27 protein-coding genes are annotated in these 24133 nt (G+C 63.3%); 14 read left to right on the top strand and 13 right to left on the bottom strand.

Annotated elements, in window-relative coordinates:
* Positions 1 to 23 precede the first annotated feature (23 nt).
* Positions 24 to 647 carry a hypothetical protein gene (locus tag FKB36_RS10850; protein WP_261598091.1) on the top strand — a complete coding sequence of 208 codons (624 nt, stop codon included), beginning with the start codon at positions 24 to 26 and terminating at the stop codon, positions 645 to 647.
* A 6-nt stretch (positions 648 to 653) separates the two neighbouring features.
* Here the strand turns inward: FKB36_RS10850 and FKB36_RS10855 are convergent, their stop codons facing one another.
* The 13 genes from FKB36_RS10855 to FKB36_RS10915 form a co-directional block, all read right to left on the bottom strand.
* Positions 654 to 1832 (bottom strand): aminotransferase-like domain-containing protein, encoded by a 1179-nt coding sequence (locus FKB36_RS10855; RefSeq protein WP_261598092.1) that lies wholly within the window; start codon positions 1830 to 1832, stop codon positions 654 to 656.
* A gap of 43 nt (positions 1833 to 1875) precedes the next feature.
* Positions 1876 to 3615, bottom strand: coding sequence for a DUF2070 family protein (locus tag FKB36_RS10860; protein ID WP_261598093.1), 1740 nt, complete (start codon positions 3613 to 3615; stop codon positions 1876 to 1878).
* Positions 3616 to 3695: 80 nt separating this feature from the next.
* Positions 3696 to 4586, bottom strand: a complete 891-nt coding sequence (locus tag FKB36_RS10865) for a carbohydrate kinase family protein (RefSeq protein ID WP_261598094.1) — start codon at positions 4584 to 4586, stop codon at positions 3696 to 3698.
* Complete coding sequence (locus FKB36_RS10870; RefSeq protein ID WP_261598095.1) at positions 4583 to 4921, bottom strand: DUF555 domain-containing protein; 339 nt, start codon at positions 4919 to 4921, stop codon at positions 4583 to 4585. The genes FKB36_RS10865 and FKB36_RS10870 overlap by 4 nt, the downstream gene beginning before the upstream one ends.
* A gap of 23 nt (positions 4922 to 4944) precedes the next feature.
* Entirely contained in the window at positions 4945 to 5472 is a 528-nt protein-coding gene (locus FKB36_RS10875; protein ID WP_261598096.1) for a nitroreductase family protein, read from the bottom strand.
* Positions 5459 to 5815 carry a hypothetical protein gene (locus FKB36_RS10880; protein WP_261598098.1) on the bottom strand — a complete coding sequence of 119 codons (357 nt, stop codon included), beginning with the start codon at positions 5813 to 5815 and terminating at the stop codon, positions 5459 to 5461. The genes FKB36_RS10875 and FKB36_RS10880 overlap by 14 nt, the downstream gene beginning before the upstream one ends.
* Positions 5816 to 5871: 56 nt before the next feature.
* The gene (locus FKB36_RS10885; protein WP_261598099.1) at positions 5872 to 6183 is read right to left on the bottom strand and encodes a DUF5350 domain-containing protein; all 312 of its coding nucleotides are present in this window, start codon (positions 6181 to 6183) and stop codon (positions 5872 to 5874) included.
* Between the two features lie 74 nt (positions 6184 to 6257).
* A complete protein-coding gene (gene gatE / locus FKB36_RS10890) occupies positions 6258 to 8114 on the bottom strand; it encodes a Glu-tRNA(Gln) amidotransferase subunit GatE (RefSeq protein ID WP_261598182.1) in 1857 nt (618 codons plus the stop codon).
* The gene (gene gatD, locus FKB36_RS10895) at positions 8114 to 9346 is read right to left on the bottom strand and encodes a Glu-tRNA(Gln) amidotransferase subunit GatD (RefSeq protein ID WP_261598100.1); all 1233 of its coding nucleotides are present in this window, start codon (positions 9344 to 9346) and stop codon (positions 8114 to 8116) included. Before gatD ends, gatE begins: the two co-directional genes overlap by 1 nt.
* The gene (gene argH, locus FKB36_RS10900) at positions 9346 to 10824 is read right to left on the bottom strand and encodes an argininosuccinate lyase (protein WP_261598101.1); all 1479 of its coding nucleotides are present in this window, start codon (positions 10822 to 10824) and stop codon (positions 9346 to 9348) included. The genes gatD and argH overlap by 1 nt, the downstream gene beginning before the upstream one ends.
* 313 nt (positions 10825 to 11137) lie before the next feature.
* Positions 11138 to 11371, bottom strand: a complete 234-nt coding sequence (locus FKB36_RS10905; protein ID WP_261598102.1) for a heavy-metal-associated domain-containing protein — start codon at positions 11369 to 11371, stop codon at positions 11138 to 11140.
* A 23-nt stretch (positions 11372 to 11394) separates the two neighbouring features.
* A complete protein-coding gene (locus FKB36_RS10910) occupies positions 11395 to 13251 on the bottom strand; it encodes a heavy metal translocating P-type ATPase (RefSeq protein WP_261598103.1) in 1857 nt (618 codons plus the stop codon).
* Between the two features lie 39 nt (positions 13252 to 13290).
* On the bottom strand, positions 13291 to 13596 hold the full coding sequence (locus tag FKB36_RS10915) for an iron-sulfur cluster repair di-iron protein, ric (RefSeq protein WP_261598104.1): 306 nt from the start codon (positions 13594 to 13596) through the stop codon (positions 13291 to 13293).
* A gap of 331 nt (positions 13597 to 13927) precedes the next feature.
* Between FKB36_RS10915 and FKB36_RS10920 the strand changes: the two genes are divergently transcribed.
* The 13 genes from FKB36_RS10920 (at position 13928) to FKB36_RS10980 (ending at position 24096) form a co-directional block, all read left to right on the top strand.
* The gene (locus tag FKB36_RS10920) at positions 13928 to 14914 is read left to right on the top strand and encodes an ABC transporter substrate-binding protein (protein ID WP_261598105.1); all 987 of its coding nucleotides are present in this window, start codon (positions 13928 to 13930) and stop codon (positions 14912 to 14914) included.
* A gap of 130 nt (positions 14915 to 15044) precedes the next feature.
* Positions 15045 to 15821: an ABC transporter permease gene (locus FKB36_RS10925; RefSeq protein ID WP_261598106.1), complete on the top strand. Its 777-nt coding sequence runs from the start codon at positions 15045 to 15047 to the stop codon at positions 15819 to 15821.
* Position 15822: 1 nt separating this feature from the next.
* Positions 15823 to 16584: an ABC transporter ATP-binding protein gene (locus FKB36_RS10930; RefSeq protein WP_261598107.1), complete on the top strand. Its 762-nt coding sequence runs from the start codon at positions 15823 to 15825 to the stop codon at positions 16582 to 16584.
* 61 nt (positions 16585 to 16645) lie between these two features.
* Complete coding sequence (locus tag FKB36_RS10935) at positions 16646 to 17158, top strand: 50S ribosomal protein L16 (protein ID WP_261598108.1); 513 nt, start codon at positions 16646 to 16648, stop codon at positions 17156 to 17158.
* A 104-nt stretch (positions 17159 to 17262) separates the two neighbouring features.
* Complete coding sequence (locus tag FKB36_RS10940; protein WP_261598109.1) at positions 17263 to 18102, top strand: fumarate hydratase; 840 nt, start codon at positions 17263 to 17265, stop codon at positions 18100 to 18102.
* Complete coding sequence (locus tag FKB36_RS10945) at positions 18099 to 18641, top strand: FumA C-terminus/TtdB family hydratase beta subunit (RefSeq protein ID WP_261598110.1); 543 nt, start codon at positions 18099 to 18101, stop codon at positions 18639 to 18641. The genes FKB36_RS10940 and FKB36_RS10945 overlap by 4 nt, the downstream gene beginning before the upstream one ends.
* Positions 18642 to 18652: 11 nt before the next feature.
* Positions 18653 to 18925, top strand: coding sequence for a 4Fe-4S dicluster domain-containing protein (locus FKB36_RS10950; protein ID WP_261598111.1), 273 nt, complete (start codon positions 18653 to 18655; stop codon positions 18923 to 18925).
* Positions 18922 to 20022 carry a 2-oxoacid:acceptor oxidoreductase subunit alpha gene (locus FKB36_RS10955; protein ID WP_261598112.1) on the top strand — a complete coding sequence of 367 codons (1101 nt, stop codon included), beginning with the start codon at positions 18922 to 18924 and terminating at the stop codon, positions 20020 to 20022. The genes FKB36_RS10950 and FKB36_RS10955 overlap by 4 nt, the downstream gene beginning before the upstream one ends.
* On the top strand, positions 20019 to 20807 hold the full coding sequence (locus FKB36_RS10960) for a thiamine pyrophosphate-dependent enzyme (RefSeq protein WP_261598113.1): 789 nt from the start codon (positions 20019 to 20021) through the stop codon (positions 20805 to 20807). Before FKB36_RS10955 ends, FKB36_RS10960 begins: the two co-directional genes overlap by 4 nt.
* Entirely contained in the window at positions 20804 to 21334 is a 531-nt protein-coding gene (locus tag FKB36_RS10965; RefSeq protein WP_261598114.1) for a 2-oxoacid:ferredoxin oxidoreductase subunit gamma, read from the top strand. Before FKB36_RS10960 ends, FKB36_RS10965 begins: the two co-directional genes overlap by 4 nt.
* A gap of 4 nt (positions 21335 to 21338) precedes the next feature.
* Entirely contained in the window at positions 21339 to 22424 is a 1086-nt protein-coding gene (locus tag FKB36_RS10970; RefSeq protein WP_261598115.1) for a succinate--CoA ligase subunit beta, read from the top strand.
* Positions 22421 to 23287 (top strand): succinate--CoA ligase subunit alpha, encoded by an 867-nt coding sequence (sucD, locus tag FKB36_RS10975; RefSeq protein WP_261598116.1) that lies wholly within the window; start codon positions 22421 to 22423, stop codon positions 23285 to 23287. Before FKB36_RS10970 ends, sucD begins: the two co-directional genes overlap by 4 nt.
* Positions 23284 to 24096 (top strand): DNA integrity scanning protein DisA nucleotide-binding domain protein, encoded by an 813-nt coding sequence (locus FKB36_RS10980; protein WP_261598117.1) that lies wholly within the window; start codon positions 23284 to 23286, stop codon positions 24094 to 24096. Before sucD ends, FKB36_RS10980 begins: the two co-directional genes overlap by 4 nt.
* Positions 24097 to 24133 lie beyond the last annotated feature (37 nt).

Genomic DNA, 24133 nt, shown 5'->3' on the forward strand with positions numbered 1-24133 from the left:
CCGCCACGACCGGAGATAAACCGATGACCAGAACACGTCTCGCAGTACTCTCGCTCGCGGTTGCAGGCGCCTGCTTCTTCGCGTATCCCGCGATCCGACCGTACACCGTCGAAGCGTCCCTCGCCGGCGCCGGGGCATTCGCCTCCACCGCCTGGCTCCTCTCGCACACGCTCGCCATGATGGGGTTCATCCTGCTCGTTCTCGGATTGCTCGGCCTCTACGGCATCCTGCGCGAGACAAAGGCCGAACCCCAGGGCATCGCGGCGCTCGTCCTGACCTGGACCGGCGTCGGGCTGATCCTCCCCTATTACGGGGCCGAGACGTTCGCGCTCGCCGCCGTCGGCCGGGAGGCGATCGAGCAGAACAGCGTCGATCTTCTGGTAACGCTCACGGACGCGATCCGGTTCGGGGCAGGCGTCTGGCTCTTCGGTGCGGGCCTCCTCGCTCTTGCGGCAGGCAGCATCCTCTTCGGGGCCGCGATCTGGCGCTCGGGCATCCTCCCTGGGTGGAGCGGCATCCCGCTCGCGCTCGGGTTCGTGCTCTTCCTCCCGCAGTTCTTCGCGCCCCCGGCGGTCCGGATCGCCCACGGGCTGCTCGTCATGATCGGATGCTGGCTCATGGCGTGGAGCATGACGAAACGCCGGTAGCCCCTCTCACGCCAGCCGCCGCACCACCCTCGCCAGCCGGTGGATCCCCTCCGCGATCTCCTCCTCGCCAGCCGCCGAGAAGTTCAGCCGGATCGTATCCTCCCCGCCGCCGTCGGCGTAGAACGGAACCCCGGGGAGGACCGCTACGCCCTCCTTGACACCCTCTGAAAAGACCTCCATCGACGAGATCCCATCCGGCAGCGTCGCCGTCATGAACATCCCGCCCTCGGGGTTCGTATGGGTCGTCCCCGGCGGCATCAGGTCGTTGAGGAGGTCGCACATCAGCCGGCAGTTTGCGCCGTAGACCGCCGCGACGCGGGCGACGTGGGCATCGAGATCGTGCGTCGAAAGGTAGCGGTGCAGGATCACCTGGCAGAGGAAGTTCGAGTGGAGGTCGGCCGCCTGCTTCGCGACGTTGAACTCCCGGAGGATCGGCGCCGGCGCGTATATCCAGCCGATCCGCATCCCCGGCGCGACGATCTTAGAAAACGACCCCGAGATCACCGTTTGCTCCGGAAGGTAGCGCTTCACCGGCGGCCGGGGCTTTCCGTCGAAGAAGAGCTCGCCAAACGCATCATCCTCGTAGAAGACCGTATCCGTCCCTTCGAGGACCTCCGCGACCGCCCGCCGCTTGCCTTCCGAGTAGGTCGTCCCCGAGGGGTTCTGCGAGTTCGGGATACCGTAGAAGAACTTCGGCGCATGGTCGCGGATGAGCGATGCGAACGCCGCAAGGTCCGGGCCGTCCTCCTCCAGGGGAACCGAGTGAACGACTGGTTCGTAGAGGGAGAAGGCCTCGATCGCGCCGAGGTAGCCCGGCCGCTCCATCCCGACGGCGTCCCCCGAGTCGAGGAAGATCTTCGCGACCAGGTCGAGGCACTGCTGCGAGCCGTTCACGATCTGGATCTCTTCAGGCGTCGCCGGGAGGCCGAGCCTCCGCCGGTAACGGTCGGCGATGAACTCCCGGAGAGGGAGGTAGCCGTCCGTCGTCGTGTACTGGAGCGCCGCCCGCCCTTCGTCGGCGAAGACCTCGCGGGCCGCCTCCCGGATCCCCTCGACGTCGATGTATGCCGAGCCCGGCAGGCCTCCAGCAAACGATATCACCCCGGGCACCGCCGAGACCCGGAAGAGCTCTTCGAGGAACGACTCCGGGGCACGCCCCATCCGACCAGCGAACCGGTAGTTCATGATAGGGGTTGGGCGTGCAGAAAGAAAAAGGGCGTTCCCGCCCCTACTGGAGCGCGATATAGGCGAGGACCGAGAGCAGGAACGCGAGGATGAGGATCATCAGGCTCAGCGGGGCGATGAACGCGAGCATCGCGTTCACGGTGCTCGCGAGCTGCGAGACCCGCTGCGACCCGAAGACGACGACCCCCTCGCACGAAGCCGTCGCCGCCCCCACGCGGGCCGGCGCGAGATCGGCGATCGCTTCGCGGACTGCCTGCTCGATGTAGGGAACGATCGCCTTCGCCGGCACCACGTAGCCGACCGGGTTCTTACCGGTGATCGTGTTCACCGTGTGCGTATCGGTCGTCATGATCTCCGCCTCGTCGACGTCTTCGAGCGCCACCGCCCGCAGTTGCTCCCGGACGCCCGGAGCAACGTTGTTCCCGTCGATCAGGACATAGGCCGCCCGCTTCCCCTCGACCTCCGTCACCAGCGCCTGCACCCCGAGCGACCCGAACCCCTGCTCGCGGGTGAACGGAACCCTGACGTGGGAGACACCGATCGAGAGCGGCTCCGCCGGGAGGTCCCGTGCGGCCCGGAATCCCTCGCGTGCGGCGGCGATGTACTCCGTCGCGATCTTCGTCGCCGGGAGGACCGGGGAGCCCACGCTGGTCATGCAGTTGTGAGCGTCCACGAACGCGACCTCTGAGAAGTCGCACCGCCCCTCGGCCATGATCGCCATCCCGATCGAGTAGTCGAGGTCCTCTGTGCGCTCCGGCGACCGGGTGCTCACCATCAGGAGGGCGTCCCCGAACCGCTGGCAGAGGATCGAGACCGAGCCCGATTCGACCCGGACAGGACGGCTCGCGGTGGTAGAGTAGGCGAGCCCCTCCCGCGACGCCTCGACGGCGCGGGCGATCTTCTCGATCTCGCTCTCCGAGACCAGGTTGAAGTCGTGGGTGGCGCAGCCGTGGGCGACAAGCGTCTCCTCGGGGAAGGTGTCGTGGAGGATCCGGGGGAGGTTCCCGCCGCCGACGTCGCCCATCGGGCCGGGGTGGACGTTCGGGACGGTGAAGAGGACGTTCTTCCCCGAGTCACGGGAGAAGAAGAGGGAGATCTGGGGCACATAGACCTCCTCGCCGATCTCGCGGAAGAAGTCCTCCATGTTCTTCGACCCGTCGGTCAGGTGGGCGATGAAGGTGTTGAGGAAGTTGAGCCCGCTGATCTGGAACGCCCGCTTCAGCGGCCGCTCGATCACCCAGATCAGGAAGACGAAGACCAGCCCGAAGACCACCTGGAGGAGGAGGGCGTAAGGCGCGAACCCGGGGGTGAAGAACCAGGCTCCGACCGCTATGGCAACCGCACTCTGGGTGAACGCGGGGAGGACCATCCGGGAGATCCGGTAATCGGCGACGGCTACGAGAACCAGCAGCCGGAGGCCGAAGGCCAGGCCAAACGCGATCGCATAGAGCGTGGGAAAGAGAGCACGACCGAAGAGAAGCACCGGCGAGAGGCTCAGGATCACCGCAAGAACCGTGCAGGCCAGGGCGAGGAGCGCCGAGCGGTTCCAGGTGATGTAGCCGCCGAAGGCCCGCACCAGCGGCACCGCCAGCAGGAGAGCGACCAGTGCCGGGACCGAGAACCCGAGGGTGCCGACCAGGAACAGCTCGTCCCACACCCGGTAGGTAGCAGCATCGATGACGAGGCCGAGCACGACGATGAGTGCAAGCGACCGCGGCCAGGACGGGGCGGAGAAGATGTAGCGGGTGAGCCGCTCGACACGCACGTCGGGGCCGGACTCCATCAGGCGCCTCCGGGTAGTCTCGGGCCGGAAACGGCAGCCGGCAGAGAGATGCCGGCTATCTGCGCTGTATTACCCATAATTCAGATAATAATTTCGCCGGGCTCGCCAAAGACCTTCCGATACCGTGCAAGCATCCGCTCCCAGTCGGGAAGGTTCGTCTGGGTGCCCGTCCTCTCGACGACGAAGGACGAGACCACCGCCCCCGCACGGCAGCAGTCGAGCGGGGCGTAGCCCCTCCGGAACGCCGTGAGGAACCCGGCACGGTAGCCGTCTCCGGCACCGGTGGGGTCGACGGCCTCGACCGTGACCGCCGGAACGTGATACTCCTCGCCGTCCACGCAGAGGATGCTCCCCTCCACCCCCCGGGTCGTGACGGTCATCGGGATCGACGCGACGAGTGCGGTCCGCTCCAGCCCCAGCATATCGCACATCCGGTCCATCTCATGGTTGTTCGAGAAGAGAATGTCGATGTTCGCGAGGATGATCTCGAGCTGGTCCGGGGTGTAGCGGAGGAGATCCTGCCCCGGGTCGAAGGAGGCGAACTTGCTCTTCTGGGCCACCCGGACGTTGAAGTCGGGGTCGGCCGTCGCCATGTGGACGAAGTCGAGAGCGGGAGCCTCCGCGCGGGAGAACGCGGTCGACGCGCCCCACTCAAAGAAGGTCTCCTGGTCGCCGTCGTCGTCCGTGAAGACGTACGCGGTCGCGGTCCGGGCATCGTTCACCTGGGTGAAGTCCTGCACGATCTCGAGGCCGTGCAGCCAGCGGTCGTAGTCGCTCCCCGGAAAGTCCCCGCCGACCGCGGAGACCAGCCGGCACCGTTCCCCGAGCACTGCAATCCCGGCCGCGATGTTCGCCGCCCCGCCGCCGAAGTAGACCTCGTGGCCGGCGATGTAGGTCGAGTTGTGCCGCCCGGGGAGTTTCGGCACCTGGAAGAGATGGTCGATGGCGGTATGCCCGACGACGGAGATCATAACTCCTGCACTTCCTGGACTTTCAGCGGCACGTCGTGCAGCGCTTTCCCGACGACTGACTTTGCAATCCTTGCCGCGTGCTCTTCGGACTCCGCACGGAAGACCTTCATCTCCAGCATGAGCCCGACAAGGGCGGTGCCGGCGACCACGAGCGCGGTGTTCAACTCCCCCTCACAGAAGGGGCAGGCGATCATCCCTGCCTCGATCTCCACGAACTTCGCCGAGGGGTTGAGCCTTTTGCCGGCCTCGCTGATCGCAATGCTCACGGCGTCGTCCATAGACTTGACGTCTTTAATTATCCACGCTGATTCAAGCGTAACCAAATAATCCGACATATTCTCTCCGAAAATGGTTAGTCCTACCAGGTCTCGCGGTGTACGTGCTCGTCCACCGGCATCCGTTTCATGGGTTCGAGCGGCGGCCTCCCCTTCCCGACCGCGAGGAGCGCGACGGGACGGACATGCTGCGGGAGGCCGAGAAGCTCGCGAACCTCGTTCTCCTCGAACGCCCCCGTCCAGCACGAGTGCAGGTTCCGGGCATGGGCGGCGAGCATCATGTAGGTGCAGGCGATCGTCGCGTCCTCGAGCGCGTAGAGGATCCCCCGCTCCCCGTAGTGCGACATCGACCGGACGTAGTTCGCACAGACCACCAGGACCGCCGGGGCCTCCCGGATATGCACCTGCTCGAGGGCCGCCGACGCGAGTTCCAGCCTGACATCGTCGTCGGTGACGACGACGAGATCCCATGCCTCGCGGTTGCCGGCGCTCGGCGCCGTACTCGCGCAGGCGAGGATGTAGTCGAGATCCTCCGGATCGAGCGGCTCCCCGGAGTATTCCCGGACCGACGACCGCGCTCTCAGAAATCGGAGGATATCAGAGGAGTTCATGCTCTTTGAGCGTCTCCCATGCCGCCTGGGCTGCAGTTGTGGCAGCGCTGACGGCTCTTCCTATCCGTTCCGACGCAGCGCCGAGATCCATGCTCTCCGTCAGGCTGATCGCCTCGTTGAGGTGATCGATGGCCTTCTTGAATTCGGAAAGTCCCGTATCCCCATACGCGAAGTCGAGTTCCGAGCGGATCGACTCGAGCACCATCACAAGCATCCGTTTCCCGCCGGGCTTCTCCGTGAGCGGAAACTGGATCAGGGCTGTCGTCAGGTGCGACCCCACAATCAGTTCGGATTTCGCCCGTTCGGCAAACTGATAGGTCCTGATGGCGGATTTGAGATCCATACCACATACTGGAACTCTCAAGTATAAAAAGTATTGAAGGAGAAGAGGGGGACGGCTTATCTCGATTTCTGCTTGGTCCCGAGAGCCGACACCTTGGCGCGCCGTATGCCGCGGCGTACCCGCACGTCCATCGTAGGAGTGCCGCCGCCTCCCCTGCCGCCGCGCCCGCCGCGTCCACCGCGCCCGCCACGTCCGCCGCGCCGCTGGTCCTGCCCTTCTCTGCTCGCCCGCTTCCGGATATCCGCTGCCGGCTTGAACCGCTGGTTCGGGCCGGGTTTCTTCACTTCGCCTTCACTTGCAGGGACGAGCCGGATCTGCCCCTTGACGCCCTTGACCTGGGCCCACTGAACACTGCCTGTCTTTCCCATGATAAAACTCCTTTATATTTATGCACTGATCCGATGATAAAAGTAACCCGACCGGGAGGGACCCGGGCCGGGGATCAGGAGAGTAACCGCTGGAGCTCGCGTCGGAGGGTCTCGCTGATGACCTTCCCGTCGACGCTCCCGCGGAGTTCCTGCATGACGACGCCCATCAGGGGGCCGAGCGCGCCCATACCCTTCTCCCGGGCGAATGCCTCCCGTTCGGCGACGATCCGCCGGACAATCGCCTCCACATCCGCCTGCGAGACGGCCGGCCCCATCTTCTCGATCGCCGCGTCCACCCGAACGCCCGGTTCCCCGGCGTCTCCGGCGGTCTTTGCGAGTTCGGTGAGGAGATCGGGGATCGCCTCCTTCGCCGCCCGGCCGCCCTCGACCGCCGAGAGAAGGGCAAGGATCTCCTCCTCGCTCACCCGGCCGACGTCGACGCCGTCGCGGGCGAGCTCCCGGCAGGTGGCAAGCAGCGTCCGTGCAGCAAGATTGGGGCGGACGCCGGCGGCGACCGCCTTCTCGAAGAGCGGCAGCCGTTCGGAGAACGCGACCTGCCGTGCCAGCCCTTCGTCGAGCCCGAACTCCCGAACGAACCGCTCGGCGCGGGCGGTGAGAAGTTCGGGGATCACGATCCTCTCCCAGAGGCCCCCGTCGATCGCGACCGTAAAGACGTCGGTCTCGGGGTACATCCGGGCGGCTCCCGGGAGCGGGCGCATGTAGGCGGAACTCCCCTCCTCGAGCATCTTGCGCGTCTCTTCGGGGACCCCGGAGAGCGCCATCTCCGCGCGGATCATCACCTGCTCGGCCGCGCACCCGGCGCGCTCCCTTCCCGCCGCGACAATGACGACGCAATCGTTCTCCGCGGCCCGGACGAACTCCCGGAGGCGCGCCACCTCTTCGGCCGTGACGCCGTAGGCGGGGAGCTCGTCGGTGTGGAAGATCCCGCCGACGCCGCACTTCTTCGCGTAGTCCGACATCTCGCTCCCGAGACGCCTGCCGGGCTGAATCTCGCGCCCAACGAGCCCGGCAAACCCGCAGAGCCGGACCGCGAGGACGGCTTTCGCCTTCTTCAGGATCGCGGACTTCGTCTCGGCAAAGAGGGCGGTGACGTCGACGACGGTGTGATCGACCCGGGCACTCCGTGCCCGGAGTTCGTCCCGGATCTCAACCAGATTGACCTGCCGCTCGACCTCGCGCCGCACCACCTCGGCGATGAGATCGAGTTCCTGGACGCCCTTGATCTCCACCCGGGCGCCGTCGGCGATGGAGACGTTGATGTCCTGCCGGATCGTCCCGAGCCCGCGCTTCACCCTCCCGGTCGAGCGGAGGATCATCCCAATATGCCCCGCGACCTCCTGGACGGCCTCGGGGGTGCGCATGCAGGGGGCGGTGGTGATCTCGACGAGCGGGATCCCCAGGCGGTCGAGGGAGAAGGTCTCGTCCTCCACCCGCTGCGCCGCCTCCTCTTCAAGGCAGATCGTCTCGACCCGGCAGCCGCCGGGAAGGGCGCCGGAGAGCGCGACGAGCGCCGTCCGCTGGAACCCGCTGGTGTTCGAACCGTCGATGACGAGCTTGCGCATCGTGTGCACCTGCTCGACCGGGGTCATATCGAGCATCTTTGCTATCGTGAGGCAGACCTCGAGCGCCTCGGGGTTCATCGGGGACGGGGGCTCCTCGTCGTGCTCCGCCAGGCAGACCGTATCATAGGTGTAGTAGCGGAACTTCCGGACGAGTTTCATCTCCTCCCGCGCCGCCCGGTCGATCTCCCCGAGCTCGCTCTCCGTCGCCCGGAGGTAGCGGTAAAACTCCCCCGTCCGCTCGGAGACGTCGCGGAGGCAGGTCGGGCAGCGGCAGAAGAGCTTCTCGGCGGTGTCGAGCTGCTGGTGGATCTCGATGCCGGCCTTGAGGCCGAGTTTCCCGTAGTCCATCATGGGATCGACCTCCGCCGGATCTCGCCCGCGAGATCGGTCTCTATCAGCGTCTTCGCCCGTTCGGGATCTCTCTCGTTCCCGAGCACCCACATCAGTTTGACGAGCGCCGCTTCAGGCAGCATATCCTCGCCCTCGACGACCCCGGCGGCGAGGAGATCCCTTCCTGTGTTGTAGACCCGGTCGCAGACCCGGCCGTGCAGGCACTGCGACGTCATGACGACGGTCGTCCCGTCCTCGATCATCTCCCGGACCTTCGGGACCCAGTCCGTTGCCACGTGCCCGAGCCCCGTCCCCGATATGACCAGACCGGCGTAGCCCTCGAAGACGTCGAGGACGCTCGCAGGCATCCCGGGGTAGAAGTGGAGGAGAGCGCACCGCTCTTCGAGCGCGTCATGGAGTTCAGGCTCCTGTGCACCCCGGCGGACCGCCTCGTCCGAGAGGGTGACTGAGAGGGAGGGGTAGTCGACGTAGCCGAGCGGTTCCATCCCCATGCTCTGGAAGGAGTCGCGCCGGGAGGTGTGCATCTTGCGGACTCTCGTCGCCCGGTGGATCGCGCAGCGGTCGTCGTTCGTCGTCGCGTGCATCACCACCGCCACCTCGCCGAGATCGCCGGCGGCGACGGCGGCGCTACAGAGGGTGTTCATGGCATTGTCGGAACTCGGGCGGTCGGCAGACCGCTGCGACCCGACAAAGACGATCGGCACCGGCGTCTTGAGCATGAACCTGACCGCCGCCGCCGAGTAGGCCATCGTGTCGGTGCCGTGGGTGACGATCACCCCGGTGACGCCGGTCCGGATCTCGTCATAGACCGCCCGGGCGAGTTCCCGCCAGAGCGCCGGCTTCATATTCTCCGAGAGGATGCTTGCGATCTGGCGGTCGCGGTAGCGGGCGACGTCCCCGAGTTCAGGGATCGCCCGCAGGATATCGCTCGCCGAGAACTGGCTCATCACCGCGCCGCTCCGGTAGTCCACCCTGCTCGCGATCGTCCCGCCGGTGGATATGACGGCGAGTTCCGGGAGGTCGGGGTTCTGGACGACGACCCCGGCGCCTGCCGGCGGCTGCGGGGCGGGGCGCTCAACGAACTCGATCTTCTCGGGCGACGCCCCGATGTTGTAGCCGCTCTCCAGTTTGACGACGGCCATCCCGTCCCGTTCGGCGATATAGGTGCCGGTGAGCGCGGTACCGCCGTTTGTGTACCGCACCAGGTCTCCGGTCTCGAGTCTCTCCATTATGCTGCAAACCTCCGTGCTTTCAGGATAAGGTCTTCAAATGCGCTTGATAGTGCTGATTCAGTCTCCTCCGCCCACTCTTCGTCGCGGGCAAGGAGTTCTCTCTGTTCATCGATCTGAACGGCAACCGCCGCGGGCGCCGGGCCGCCGACGATGCTCCGCACCGCAACAGCGTGGGCCGGGTCGAGAACGGCATCGATCCGCTCCTGGTTCAGCCCCCGTTCCACGACCGAGATCCCGGCCGCTTCCCGGGCGGCGCCCTCGACCGTGGCGAGGTCGAGCGAGCCGTGCCGTACCGCCCGCCCGACGATGCGGTGGGCGGTGCGGAAGGGAAGTCCATACTCCCGGACGAGGACGTCCGCAAGCTCCGTCGCGGTAGAAAAGCCCCTGCCCGCCTCGGCGGCCATCCGCTCCGTGTTGAAGGTGGCGGTGCCGATCATCCCTGCGAGGAGCGGGATGCTCTGTTGGGCGCCCTCCACACCCCGCCGGAGGTGAGGGGTCAGCTCCTGGAGGTCGCGGTTGTAACTCATGGGGAGACCCTTGACGATGGTGACCGCCGCGGTGAGTGCACCGGCAACCGTCCCGGCTTTTGCCCGCATGATCTCGGCCACATCCGGGTTCTTCTTCTGGGGCATGATCGAGGAGGAGGAGCAGTAGGCGTCTTCGAGCTGGACGAACCCGACGAACGCCGTGCTCCAGAGGACGAGCTCTTCACAGAGCCGGCTCGCCGTCGTCATCATGGCCGTTGTATCGGCGAGCACCTCGATCGCGAAGTCCCGGGCGGCGACCGCGTCCATGCTGTTTGGTGCCGGGCGGGAGAAACCGAGGAGAGCCGCAGTGTAGGCACGGTCGAGGGGGAACCCGGTCGAGGCGAACGCCGCTGAGCCGAGGGGGGAGACGTCCACCCGGGCATACGCTTCGCGCAATCTGGCCGTATCCCGGGAGAAGGCCTGCTCGTAGGCGAGGAGGTAGTGGGCGAGCGTCGTGGGCTGGGCGTGCTGGAGGTGGGTGAAGCCCGGCATCACCGTCTCCGTGTGGGCGGCGGCGACGTCGAGAAGGGTCCGCCGGAGGTCGGCAAGCGACCGCACGAGGGCGATCATCTCTTCTTTGAGCCGAATCCGTATGCAGGTCGCGACCTCGTCGTTCCTGGACCTGCCCATGTGGAGGCGGCCGCCGAAGTCCTCGCCGACCCGATCGATGAGGCAGGCTTCCTTGCCCGCGTGGACGTCCTCGAACTTCTCGTCGAACGCCTCCTCCGGGATGCCGTGGTCGTGGAGGTCGAGGAGCGCCGCCATCAGGGCCCGTGCCGGGGCCTCATTGATGATATCCTGCCGCACAAGGCCGAGGAGGTGCGCCATGTCCACGAGGAGATCCGCCTCCGCGATCCAGCGGTCGGTCTCCATCGATGCAAGAAAGTGCTCGAGATCGCCCGACCGTTCACCGGCGAGACGGCCCTGCCGAATCTGATCCGAACGCATTATATCAACAGTCCTGTCTGTATCGTTTGGCCGCGGGGGAGATTAAAACAACGCACGGATAGGATGGTTGCTCTGGATCTTCTCCGGTTCACCCCGGGCAGTGGACCGTGGTGGGCATCACAATGGAGAGTCTCCCGCGCACGGCACCCATCATGACTGCGACGTCAACACGGCGGTCAATATCAAGAGAAACGCCGGAGAAGATCAGAATCCTTTCGGGGTAGCGGGTTCGGAACGCACCATTGTGCCCGTGAACCCGGTCCCGATAGAGAAAGGATGAAGCAGGAGGCCTCGCCCCGAAGGGCGGGGTAGTTTACTTATCTTTAACCTGAGATTTTATGACTACATATCCAAGTGCAGTAATGGCCTTTTCGACATCCTCGACGGATGTTTTCTCAGCATCAAAGTCAAATTTTACTTTGCTTGCGTTAAACAGCACCTTTACACTCTCTTTTTCCACACCGGCCAGAGATTTTGTTGCTTGTTCAATCTTCTGGACACATGACGGGCAGGCCAATGCTTCTAACTGGATCGTTGCTTTCTTCATCTTCACCTCTCCTTAACCTCATATCATAATCTGTACCGGAGGAGTCGCATTCCGTTTAGAATTACGACCAATATGCTTGCTTCGTGTACCAGCATCGCTATCGACATGTTCATCCAGTCACTTAAAAATACACTGGCAAGCAGGACTAACACAACTCCTACTGCGATAACGATATTCTGGTGCATGTTAGCAGCCGTTGCTTTTGTTAAGCCCAGTGCATGTGGCAGGCGACTGAAATCCGAATTCATCAGGACGACATCCGATGTTTCAATCGCGACATCTGTGCCGCCCCCCATAGCAATCCCGATATGCGCCAGAGCAAGGGATGGGCTATCGTTTACTCCGTCTCCAACGAATGCTACGATATGACCTTTAGATTGTAACCCTTCAATATATTTCGACTTATCTCCGGGTAACATATGTCCGTGCGCTTCTGTCAAACCCAGTTCACGCGCCACCAGATCAACTGTCCCCTGGTTGTCTCCCGAGAGAACTACCAGATTTTTAACGCCCAATTTCTTTAATTTTTGCAGGTCCTCCCTTACACCCGGACGGGTCTGGTCACGGATACCCATCAGTGCTTTCAGTTCGCCATCGACGGATGTTAAAACAAGGGAGTTTCCGCTCTTTCCGAATCGGGCAATGTCTGCATGGGCCTTTTCAGATAAATGAACATCCTCCCGCTCCATGAGCGCAACATTGCCTACCGCAACCCTGTGTCCATCGATGTAAGCGACAATTCCAGCGCCTTTTACAACATCCGTTCGTTCTACTCGACGTAGTTGTATATCTCCGATGTATTCTACAATTGCATTGGCCAGGGGATGGTCCGATTCACTTTCAACGCTTGCAAGATACGCTAATACCTCTCGAACGTCGTCCGCGTAAAATTCTTTGTCGGCTACTTTTGGATTGCCTATCGTCAATGTACCTGTTTTGTCGAAAACGATGGTATCGACCCTGCTAAAATCGCCGATAACTTCACTGCCTTTTAAAAGAACGCCATGCCGTGCTCCGTTACCAATGCCCGCTACGTTTGAAACGGGTACGCCGATGACCAGTGCGCCGGGGCATCCCAGAACCAGTAATGTGATGGCCAGTTCAACATCTCGCGAAATTAACCATGTGATGATGGCAAGCCCTAAAACTGCCGGAGTATAGTATTTAGAAAATTTATCAATGAAGCGTTCCGCTTCGGATTTTGAATCCTGCGCTTCTTCAACCAACTCTATAATTCTACCAAAAGTAGTATCTTCACCTACACGGTCGGCGACAATCTGAAGTGTTCCATTCTCCAGAATCGTTCCGGCATATACACCTGAATCTTTCTTTTTTCCGACCGGGACGGACTCGCCGGTGATACTTGCTTCGTTGATGTGGCCAACTCCAGACAGAACGGTTCCATCAACAGGAACCTTCGCACCGGTCTTCACCAGTAATATATCGCCCTCATCGACTTCATCCACATTTACTTCTTCAAATACACCATTCTCCATCTGTTTTAGGGCGCTTTCCGGCGCCATTTCGGTCAACTCTTTTATGGCCGAACGCGTCTTGTTCAATGTCCGCTGCTCCAGATAAGCACCGAACAAGAACAAGAAGGTGACAATGGCGGATTCTTCAAAATTCCTGAGGAGAAACGCCCCGATGACCGCGACGGTGACTAGAACATCAATACTGACGACTCTAACCTTCAATGCTTGATAGGCCTGGATTGCAATAGGCGCAACCCCTAAAATTGAAGCGATGGCCAGGGACCAGGTAGCCACAGTCTCATTATTAAAACCCAGTCCACTGATAAACCCGAGAACGATCAGAATAGCGCAGATCAGCGTTATATGATTTTTCTTACTCAGTATAAATCTCTGCAAAACGCTCACCGTCTTCTCTGTATTATAACGATCTAAGCACGATATGCCCTATCCAGCACGATATGCCCTATCCAGATCGGCCAGCATACTGTAGACAGCCTCATAGCTCTCGCACACACCTTCCGGGACGGTGTAAGTATCCGTAACCTCCTGCAGTCGGGCAAACTCTTCGTTCAATTCAGGTTTATCTGGGCCCGCTGCTTTTGTTTTTTCAACGATTGTATCGAACAACCTGTGAACTTCACCAAATTCCGGGTGATTGCTCCCATGAACTCTTGCTACGATCGGCACATACAGTTCCAATGTCTGAAGGTGCTTCTTCATCGCCTGGTCAAATGTTAAGGTATCTGTCATTCACTCTTCCTCCTGCATTCACAGATAGATGGTTTTCGGTAATCATACGCGGGCATTCCACCTATGTATTGTAGATTAAATAAGATGCTACAAGCCATCGCGTATCGCCACGCGGGGGAGGGTGTCCCGGCAGAGGCATCTCTGGACCGATCTCACCCGGCAACGTGCGCCTCCGCCCCCACATTACCCGGCACTCATTTATTCAATATGGAAAAATATCAAACTAATTTTAATACTATAGTATAATATAACTGCAAATTTTCGACACTACTATATACCGACAGCGTGATGATTACTCAGTATACAACTACCCATACAGATGGAGATACATATGAAGCAACTCACTGCAATTCTTCTGGCCGTGGCCCTGGTCGCGGCGTTCACGTTTGTAAGCGGATGCACCGGCACCGACAGCGGCGATGTGACGCATCTGCGGATCGGCTACCAGCCGAGCACCCACCAGACCGCTCACACCACCGCGATGGATAAGGGATGGTGGCAGGAGGACCTCGCGCCGTTCGGCATCACGCAGATAACCGATTACAACTTCCCCACCGGCGCGCCCGAGATGCAGACGATGCTCGCCGGGGACCTGGACATCGCCTACGTCGGCTCCGCCCCGTTCATAGCAGCCGTGAGCACCGGACTTGACGCCAAGATCGTTGCTGCAGTGCAGACCCAGGGCTCCGATCTGGTGCTCAGGAACGAGATCCCCTACTCGACCCCTGCCGACCTCGTGGGCAAGACGATCGCCACCTTCCCGCCGGGAACCATCCAGGACACCATCCTGCGGACCTGGCTTGAGGAGAACGGCGTCGACCCGGCGAGCGTCAACATCAAGGCCATGGACCCCGGCGCCGCCACCACCGCCCTCTCCGCAGGCCAGGTCGACGGCGTCTTCCTGCCCCACCCGTCCCCGTCCGTCATCGCAGCCGAGGGCACGGGGAGGACCGTCGTGCAGTCGGGCGAGATGATGAAAGACCACGCCTGCTGCGTTCTGGTTGCAAGCGGCTCCCTGATCCGCGAGCACCCCGAGATCGTCGAGCAGGTCGTCCGGACCCATATCAAGGCGACGGAGTACAACATCGAACATCCCGACGAGGCCGCAGCCATCTACTCAAAGAAGACCGGGCAGAACGTCGAGACCGTGAAGGCATCCTTCCGGGACTGGGACGGCACCTGGACCGCCGACCCGAACGTCATCACGACCTCGGTGGTCGAGTACACGAACCTCCAGTATGAACTCGGCTACATCAACAAACCCCTCACCCAGGACGACCTCTTCGACCTCTCGTTCTACGAGAAGGCCCGGGCATAACCCGGGACCTCTCTGTTTTCTTCTCCAAAAGTATCTTTTACGGCGATGCCGATGAAGTAATAGAAAAGGTTCCTGAGGTGATCGGCCAGCGATCCACTCCGGCACCCGTCATGAGCAGCGGAATAGAACCATGAAGCAGCAGACACAGAAACGACTCCTCGGCATCGCAGCGGTCGCCGTCGTGGCGATAGTATGGCAGATCATCGCCGATTACGTGGTGGGGCGATCATTCATCCTCCCGAGCGTCACCGACGTCGCCAGCGCATTCATAAACCTCCTCGGGTCCGGCACGCTCCTCACCGACCTTGCAGTGAGCCTTGAGCATTTCGGGATCGGGATCATCGCGGCGTTCATCCTCGGCGTCCCCCTCGGGATCCTGATGGGATGGTTCCGGGTGGCGGATCACCTCCTCGACCCGATCATCGAGACCCTCCGCCCCATCCCGCCGCTCGCCTGGATCCCGTTCGCCATCATCTGGTTCGGGCTCACCACCCAGGCGGCGGGCTTCGTCATCTTTGCAGGGGCGTTCTTCCCGATCCTGACCGCGACCTATGCCGCGTTCCGGGACGTCCCGAAGGTCTTCGTCGAGGCGGGCAAGGTGCTCGGGTGCGACACCTCGTTTGAGCTGATCCGCTACGTCGCCCTGCCCGCCGCCGTCCCGGCGATCGCCTCCGGCGTCAGGATCGCCATGGGCGTCGGCTGGATGTGTCTTGTCGCCGCCGAGATGTTCGGCGTCTCCACCTACGGCCTCGGCTACCAGCTCTGGCACAACTACTACCTCCACCAGATGCCCAATGTCGTCGTCTACATGCTGATCCTCGGATTTACGGGGCTCATCATCGACCGCATCTTCAGGAACTACGTCGATAAGCAGCTCCTGCGGTGGCGGGCAGGGGAGGTGGCCTGAAATGAGCGGAGTCTCGGTCGCGAACGTCGGCAAGGCCTTCCCAAAGGAGGACGGCACCTTCACGCAGGCGCTCGAGGGCGTCAACCTGGAGATCGGCGACACGGAGTTCATCTGTCTGGTCGGGCCATCGGGGTGCGGGAAGACGACGCTACTCCGGATCATCGCCGGCCTCGAGACCGCGACGACCGGGAGCGTGACGATCGAGGGGCGCGCGGTCACCGGCCCGGACCCGAAGCGCGGGATGGTCTTTCAGGAGTACTCCCTCTTCCCCTGGCGGAGGGTGATCGACAACGTCGCCTTCGGCCTCGAGATGAAAGGGGTCGGAAAAGAGGAGCGCCGGCGGACGGCGGACCGCTACATCGAGCTGGTCGGCCTCTCCCAGTTCAGGGACGCCTACCCCTACGAACTCTCCGGCGGGATGCGGCAACGGGTGGCGATCGCAAGAGCGCTCGCAAACGACCCCGATGTCCTCCTCATGGACGAACCGTTCGGGGCTCTGGATGCCCAGACCCGCAACCACATGCAGAAAGAGCTCCTCTCCCTCTGGAAACAGACGAAGAAGACGATCGTCTTCGTCACCCACAGCGTCGACGAAGCGGTCTACCTCGCCACCAGGATCGTCGTCCTCACCCCGAGGCCGGGTTCCATCCGGGAGGTCATCGAGATTCCCTGGCCGCACCCCCGGGATCGCACCAGTCCCGAGTTCGCGGAAGTCCGGCGAAGGGTGCTCAGGATGATCGACGAGAGCGAAAACATCCAGTAAGGTTTATTAGAGGAAATTCCCATTTTATAAAGCACTCAAAGATCGGCAGGAGTTTTTAACGATGGTACGAAAACCAGCGAAGATGTACAGGAATCTCGCAAAAAAAGCATATACACGCAGGGAATACATGGGCGGCGTGCCGGGCAGCAAGATCGTGCAGTTTGATATGGGCAACCTCACCGAGGATTTCCCGGTCGAACTCTCCATCGTCGTTGAGGAGACATGCCAGATACGGCACACGGCGCTTGAGGCCGCTCGTATCGGCATCAACCGGCAACTCCAGAAGGAGATCGGGAGGGCGAACTACCACCTGAAGATCCGGACCTTCCCGCACCACGTCCTCCGTGAGAACAAACAGGCGACCGGCGCAGGTGCGGACCGTGTCTCGGAAGGCATGCGCCTCGCCTTCGGGAAGGCCGTCGGCACCGCGGCGCGGGTGGACAAGGGCCAGAAGGTCTTCTCCGTCTGGACAAGCCCGCAGTACACCGAGAAGGCCAAGACCTCGCTCAGGCGCGGCATATACAAACTTCCGACTCCAGCAAGGATCGTCGAAGAGCGGGCGCCGACAGCGTAAACCCGCACCATTTCCCATCTTTTTTCCGGGGAACCCCCCACAAGGCGGCGTATCCGCAACCAGGGGAAATACAGGTATTATATAGTCTCTTCCCACCAGTATAGATGATGGTTAATCCGGCAGATCCTACGCTTTCGAGCGCACTGGCAGACGCCACAGCGAGAGCCCTCGCCGAGGCCGAGATCCGGCTGCCCCCCGATGTGCTCGCGGCGCTCCGGAGGGCAGCGGCGGCCGAGAGGGACGAGATCGCGCGCCGGGAACTCGGCAACATTCTCGAGAACATCGCGCTTGCAGAGGAACGGCAGGTGCCGATCTGCCAGGATACCGGCGTCCCGGTGGTCTACCTCACCCTTCCGCCCGACATCGCGTTCTCACCCGCTCTCTTTGAAGGGGTGCGGGAGGGAGTGCGGAGGGCGACGGCCGCGATCCCCCTCCGCCCGAACGTCGTCGATCCCCTCACCCGCGAGAACACCGGCGACAACACCGGCCCGGGGATGCCTGCCGTCCACGTGACGCCCGGCGACCGGCTCACGGTGACGGTTCTCCCGAAAGGCGCGGGTTCCGAGAACGTCTCACGGATCGGGATGCTCCTTCCCTCGCAGGCAAAGGAGATCCCCCGCTTCGTCGCCGAGACGATGCTTCTCGCGGGCGGCAAACCCTGTCCGCCCGTGATCCTGGGCGTCGGGATCGGCGGGACGTTCGATATGGCCGCCGCGCTCGCAAAGGAGGCCCTGCTCCTCCCGGTCGACACCATGGACGATTACGAGCAGGAACTCTGCGACGCGGTCAACGCACTCGGGATCGGGCCGATGGGGCTCGGCGGCGACACGACGGCGCTCGCAGTGAAGGTGAAGCGCGCCGCCTGCCACACCGCCTCCCTCCCGGTTGCGGTGAACGTGCAGTGCTGGGCCTGCCGCCGGGCGACCGTGGAGGTGGAGCGGTGAACCTCAAGACACCGCTCGGCGACGAGGTGCTCGACCTCCGTGCGGGAGATACGGTCACGCTCTCGGGGACGATCTACACTGCCCGGGACGAGGCCCACCTCCGCATGATGGAGGAGGGCATCCCCTTCGACCCGGAGGGTGCCGTGGTCTATCACTGCGGCCCGGTGGTGCAGGACGGCCGGCTCGTCGTCGCCGGCCCCACAACGTCCGCCCGGATGAACGCCATAACGGGGTTCCTCATCGACGCAGGCGTCCGCGCCCTCGTCGGCAAAGGCGGCATGGGGCCGGAGGTGGTCGAGCGACTCCGGGGGCGCGGAGTCTACCTCGCGCTCACGGGGGGGTGCGCCGCGCTCGCCGCAGACCGCATGAGTCTCTCGGGCGTCTATTTCGAAGACCTCGGCATGGCCGAGGCGGTATGGGTCATCCAGATCGATAACCTGCCGCTGACGGTCGGGATCGACGCCCACGGCGGCGATCTCTTCCGCGCAGTACGGGAGAAAGCGAAAACACAATTTCACCAGCGATTCAACATAAGATAGGATACCGTCTCATGAAACTCGTCATCGATGAAAGCCGCTGCAAAGGATGCAATCTCTGCGTGCTGGTCTGCCCCTACGGGATATTTCGGGAGGGAACGGAACTCAACAGCCGGGGGATCGTCGCCCCGGTCCTCGACCGCCCCGAACGATGTACGAACTGCAGGCTGCAGGCCCTCTACGGCAGGATGCTCTGCGGGGTCTGCCACATGATCTGTCCCGACCAGGCCATATCCTGGGTCGAGGAGAAGCCGTTCGAGCCGCACAGAGTGGAGGTGGAGTTTTGAGCAGGACCGAGTTCATGCAGGGGAACGCCGCCTGCGCAGAGGGCGCGCTTGCCGCCGGGTGCCGGTTCTTCGGCGGCTACCCGATCACGCCGTCGACCGAGATCGCCGAGACGATGGCCCGGAGACTCCCGAAGGCCGGCGGGGTCTTCATCTCGATGGAGGACGAGATCGCGAGCATCGCCGCCGTCATCGGCGCCGCGTGGACGGGGGCGAGGGCCATGACCGCGACGAGCGGCCCCGGGTTCTCGCTGATGATGGAGAACATCGGCTACGCGGCCATGACCGAGACGCCGTGCGTCATCGTCAACATCCAGCGCGGCGGGCCAAGCACCGGGCAGCCGACGCGGGCGGCACAGGGAGACATGCTCCAGTGCCGGTTTGGGTCGCACGGCGACTACAGCACCATCGCGATCACCCCGAACTCCGTCCAGGAGATGTTCGACCTGACGGTGAAGGCGTTCGACCTCGCGGACCGGTTCCGGGTCCCCACCTTCCTGATGTCCGACGAGATCGTCGGCCACATGCGCGAGCGGGTGACCATCCCCGACGCGGTCGATATACAACGCCCCCGCCCGCTCGCGGAAGGCTCTCTTCCTTTCGCGGCCGGCGAGGACAAAATCCCCGGGTTCGCGCCCTTCGGCTCGGGGAGAGCCGTCCACGTGACCGGCCTCACCCACGACGAGCGGGGTTACCCGGACACGACCGATCCCGAGGCGCATGACAAACTCGTGCGGCGGCTCGTCGCGAAGGTCGAGTCGGCACGCCGCGATATCGCCGACTACGAGATCGTGAACCCCGGCGCCGAGACGGTCTTCGTCACCTACGGCCCGCCGTCGCGGACGGTGGAGCAGGTGATGCGCGACCATCCCGACGACTCGATCGGGCACCTCCGGCTCAGGATCGTCTGGCCGTTCCCGGAGTTCGCCCTGAAAGAATTCCCGAACGCAAAGGTCTTCCTGATGCCGGAACTGAACATGGGCCAGGTGGTGCGGGAAGTCCAGCGCCACGTCGACCAGCCGGTCGTCTCCATCCCGAAGATCGGAGGCGAATTGCATACCCCTGCCGAACTCGTGCGGGTGCTGGAGGCGCACCGATGATCGCGCCCGACTGGTTCCGGGGTGACCGGCTCCCCCACATCTACTGTACAGGGTGTGGGAACGGGACGATCATCAACTGCACCCTCGCGGCCGTCGAGGAGATGGGCTGGAAACGCGATGAGACGGTCTTCGTCTCCGGGATCGGGTGCTCATCCCGGGCTCCCGGCTACATCCTCACCGACTCGCTCCACACCACCCACGGCCGGGCGCTTGCGTTCGCGACGGGCGTGAAGATGGCGCGGCCGGAGTTCAACGTCGTCGTCTTCACGGGAGACGGCGACCTTGCCGCCATCGGCGGGAACCACTTCATCCACGCCTGCCGCCGGAACGTGGACATGACCGTGGTCTGCATGAACAACCACATCTACGGCATGACCGGCGGGCAGGGGAGTCCGACGACCCCGCCGGGAGCCATATCGTCGACGACGCCATACGGGGCGAGCGAACCGGCGTTCGACCTCGCGGAGCTCGCGGTCGCCGCCGGCGCGAACTACGTCGCCCGGTGGACCTCCTACCACGTCAAGGAGCTCACGAAGGCCATCACCGTCGGGATGCAGACGCCGGGGCTCGCCTTCATCGAGGCACGGACGCAGTGCCCGACGAACTACGGCCGCCACAACAAACTCCGGACCGTCCCGGCGATGATCGAGCACCTCCGGAGCCACGCGATACTCGTTGCAAAGCGTGATCGGCTGGTCGCGGAAGGAGAGCCGATCCCTGAAGGGGCGTTCACCGTCGGGGAACTCGTCCGGCGAAACCAGCCTGCGATGGGGGTGCGGCGATGAGGCATGAGATCCGGTTCTCGGGATACGGCGGGCAGGGGATCATCCTCTCCGCGGTCATCCTCGGGCGGGCGGCGGCGCTCTACGACAACAAGTACGCCGTCCAGACCCAGGTCTACGGCCCGGAAGCGCGGGGCGGGGCCTCGATGGGACAGGTGGTGATCGACGACGAACCGATCCTCTACCCCGAGGTGGCCAGGCCCGATATCTACGTCATCATGTCGCAGCAGGGGTTCGAGAAGTACGGGGCCCGTGCCGGGGAGGACGCGGTCATGCTCATCGATGCCGACCTCGTCCGGTCGCGCCCGGGATGCCGCTGTTACGAGATCCCGGCGACATCGGAGGCGAAAGGCGCTCTCGGACGGGAGATTGTCGCGAACATCGTGATGATCGGCGCTCTCGTGACCGCGACCGGGGTCGTGAGCAGAGAGGCGATCGAGCGTGCGGTGCTCGACAGCGTCCCGAAGGGCACCGAGGAACTGAACCTGAAGGCGTTGAAGAGAGGATTCGAACTCGGAGAGCGAGCGTGAACTTATGAAACTACTGGAATACGAGGCAAAACGGGTTTTTTCTGAGTACGGGATACCGGTCCCGAAAGGGGCGGTTATACGGGCGGCGGAGGAGGTCGCGGCACACCTGCCCGATCTCGGCGACGGCGTGGTGCTGAAGGCGCAGGTGGACGTCGGCGGGCGCGGAAAGGCCGGCGGCGTCCTGATGGCCGACCGCACGACGGCGGCCGAGACCGCCCGAGACCTCTTCTCCCGGGAGATCAAGAGCGTGCCGGTACGGGAGATCCTCGCGGAGGAGCGCCTCCCGATCGAGCACGAATACTACGTGAGCATCGCCGTCGACCGGTCGAGCGGACAGCCGGTGGTGCTCTTCGCCGACGCCGGCGGCGTGGAGATCGAGAAGATGGCGGAGGAGGATGAGTCTGCCGTACGGAGGGTCGTCGTATCCCCCCTCCTCCGCGACATCCCGCCGTTCTTGATGCGGGAACTCCTCGGCGGCGCGCCCAAAGAACTCGCGCCGGTCATCAACAGCCTCTACCACGTATTCCAGGGGAAAGATGCCATGCTTGCGGAGATAAACCCGCTCGTGACGACGTCGCGGGGGGTCTACGCGGCGGACGCGAAACTGATCATCGACGACAACGCCCTCGCCCGCCAGGGGATAGCAGTCAACCGCGACCTCTCTGAGCGGGAGCGCGAGGCCGAGAAGCACGGCTTCTCCTACGTGGAACTCGACGGGAGCATCGGGGTGATCGGCAACGGTGCCGGGCTCACGATGTCGACGCTCGACCTCATCGAGTTTTACCACGGCCGGGCGGCGAACTTCCTCGATGTCGGGGGCGGCGCCGACCAGGAGCGCGTGATGCACGCCGTCAAACTCGTCGCGAGCATGCCCGGGGTGAACGTGATCGTCGTCAACCTCCTCGGGGGGATCACCCGGTGCGACGAGGTGGCAAAGGGGATCATCGCCGCCGGCGTCGCGCCGACGGTCATCGTCAGGATGGCCGGGACGAACGAGGAGGAAGGCCGGCAGTTACTTGCCGAATGCGGCTACCGGATGCTCGAGAGTATGGATGCGGCCGTGAAAGCAGCGATGGAGGTCGCAGAATGATTTATGGGGATAAGGATCTCGGCGTGATCGTCCAGAACATCACCGGCAAGCAGGGCACGTTCCATACGGAACTGATGAACGCCTACGCCCGCGAGGTCGGCGGGCGGGGCGTCGTCGCCGGGACCGCGCCCGGGAAGGGAGGACGGGAGGTTCATGGCGTTCCGGTCTACAACACCGTAAAGGAGGCGCTCCGCGAGCACGACGCGACCGCGAGCGTCATATTCGTGCCGGGCGGCGCTGCAGGCGACGCAATCATGGAGGCGGCGCACGCGGGGATCGAACTTGCCGTCGTCATCACCGAGCACATCCCGGTTCATGACGTTATGTCGGCGATCGCCTATGCGAAACTCCACGACTGCACGGTCATCGGCCCGAACTGCCCGGGCCTCCTCTCGCCGGGGGAGTGCAAGCTCGGGATCATGCCGGCCCACCTCGCCCGCCGCGGCAACGTCGGCGTCGTCTCCCGGAGCGGCACCCTCACCTACGAGGTGGTCGACGAACTCACCCGGGCCGGCATCGGCCAGAGCACGGTCGTCGGGATCGGCGGCGATCCGGTGATTGGCCAGACGTTCGTGGATGTTCTCGCGCGGTTCGAGGAGGACCCGCAGACGAAGGCGGTCGTCGTCATCGGCGAGGTAGGGGGGAACCTCGAGGAGGAAGGCGTCCGGTCGACCGATCTTCCCGTCGTCACTTACATCGCCGGCGTGAGCGCTCCGCCCGAGAAGAGGATGGGCCACGCGGGCGCGATCATCGAGGGAGGCGAGGGCGACGCCCGGTCCAAGGTCAGGCGGCTCCGCGACCAGAACATCCCCGTCGCATCCCGTCCATCTGAGATACCCGGACTGATCCACGAGGTCATATGAACGGCGAGCTGATGCTCGCAACCGCCTGCGCGGTGGCGGAGAATATCGGGGCTCGGGCAGTCGTATCCTTCGTCGAACCGGCCCCGGTTCTCGCGGAGGCGCCCGATGTCCCGATCATCCAGGTGCAGGAGCTCCAGCTCGACGTTCTAAAAGACCTCACCATGCACGATATCCTGGAGGTGAGCGAACGGCATATGCTCGACGCCGCCGTCCACCTCTACCTCCGGCGCAACCTGGAGAACGGGCTCGTCGTCGGCGTCTTCTCCTACGCCCTCATCATCTATGATATCGAGGAGGGGAAGAACTTCATCAACTTGAAAGACTTCTCCGACATCGTCCCCCGCGAGGTGCTTCATTCGGCCCTCTCGCTCGCCCTCGAGATCGCGGTCGAGGGAAGGGAAGGGAGAGCCATCGGCACCGCGTTCATCATAGGAGACCCGGAGGAGGTCTTCCGGCACTCTCACCAGGCGATCCTCAACCCCTACCAGGGACATCCCGCAGCGCTACGGGACATCAAGAACAAGGATAACTGGGAGAGCGTCAAGGAGTTCGCCCAGCTCGATGGGGTCTTCGTCATCGACAAGACCGGCGAGGTGCGGTCGGCGGGCCGCTACCTGGACGTCACCGGGCGGGGCATCTCTCTTCCCGGCGGCCTCGGGGGGAGGCACCGCGCAACCGCGTCCATCACTCACGAGATCCCGGTCATCGGCATCACGGTCTCCGAGAGCGGAGGCATGGTGCGCATCTTCAGGGACGGGCAATGCAAGATCAGCATCCGCTCCGACATCCGCCTCCGTAGTGACGGTTAGAAATGGTTATATGAATTGCAATCATTTCTCTTATCAT

This window comes from Methanoculleus formosensis, from assembly GCF_025384765.1.
GTDB lineage: Archaea > Halobacteriota > Methanomicrobia > Methanomicrobiales > Methanoculleaceae > Methanoculleus > Methanoculleus formosensis.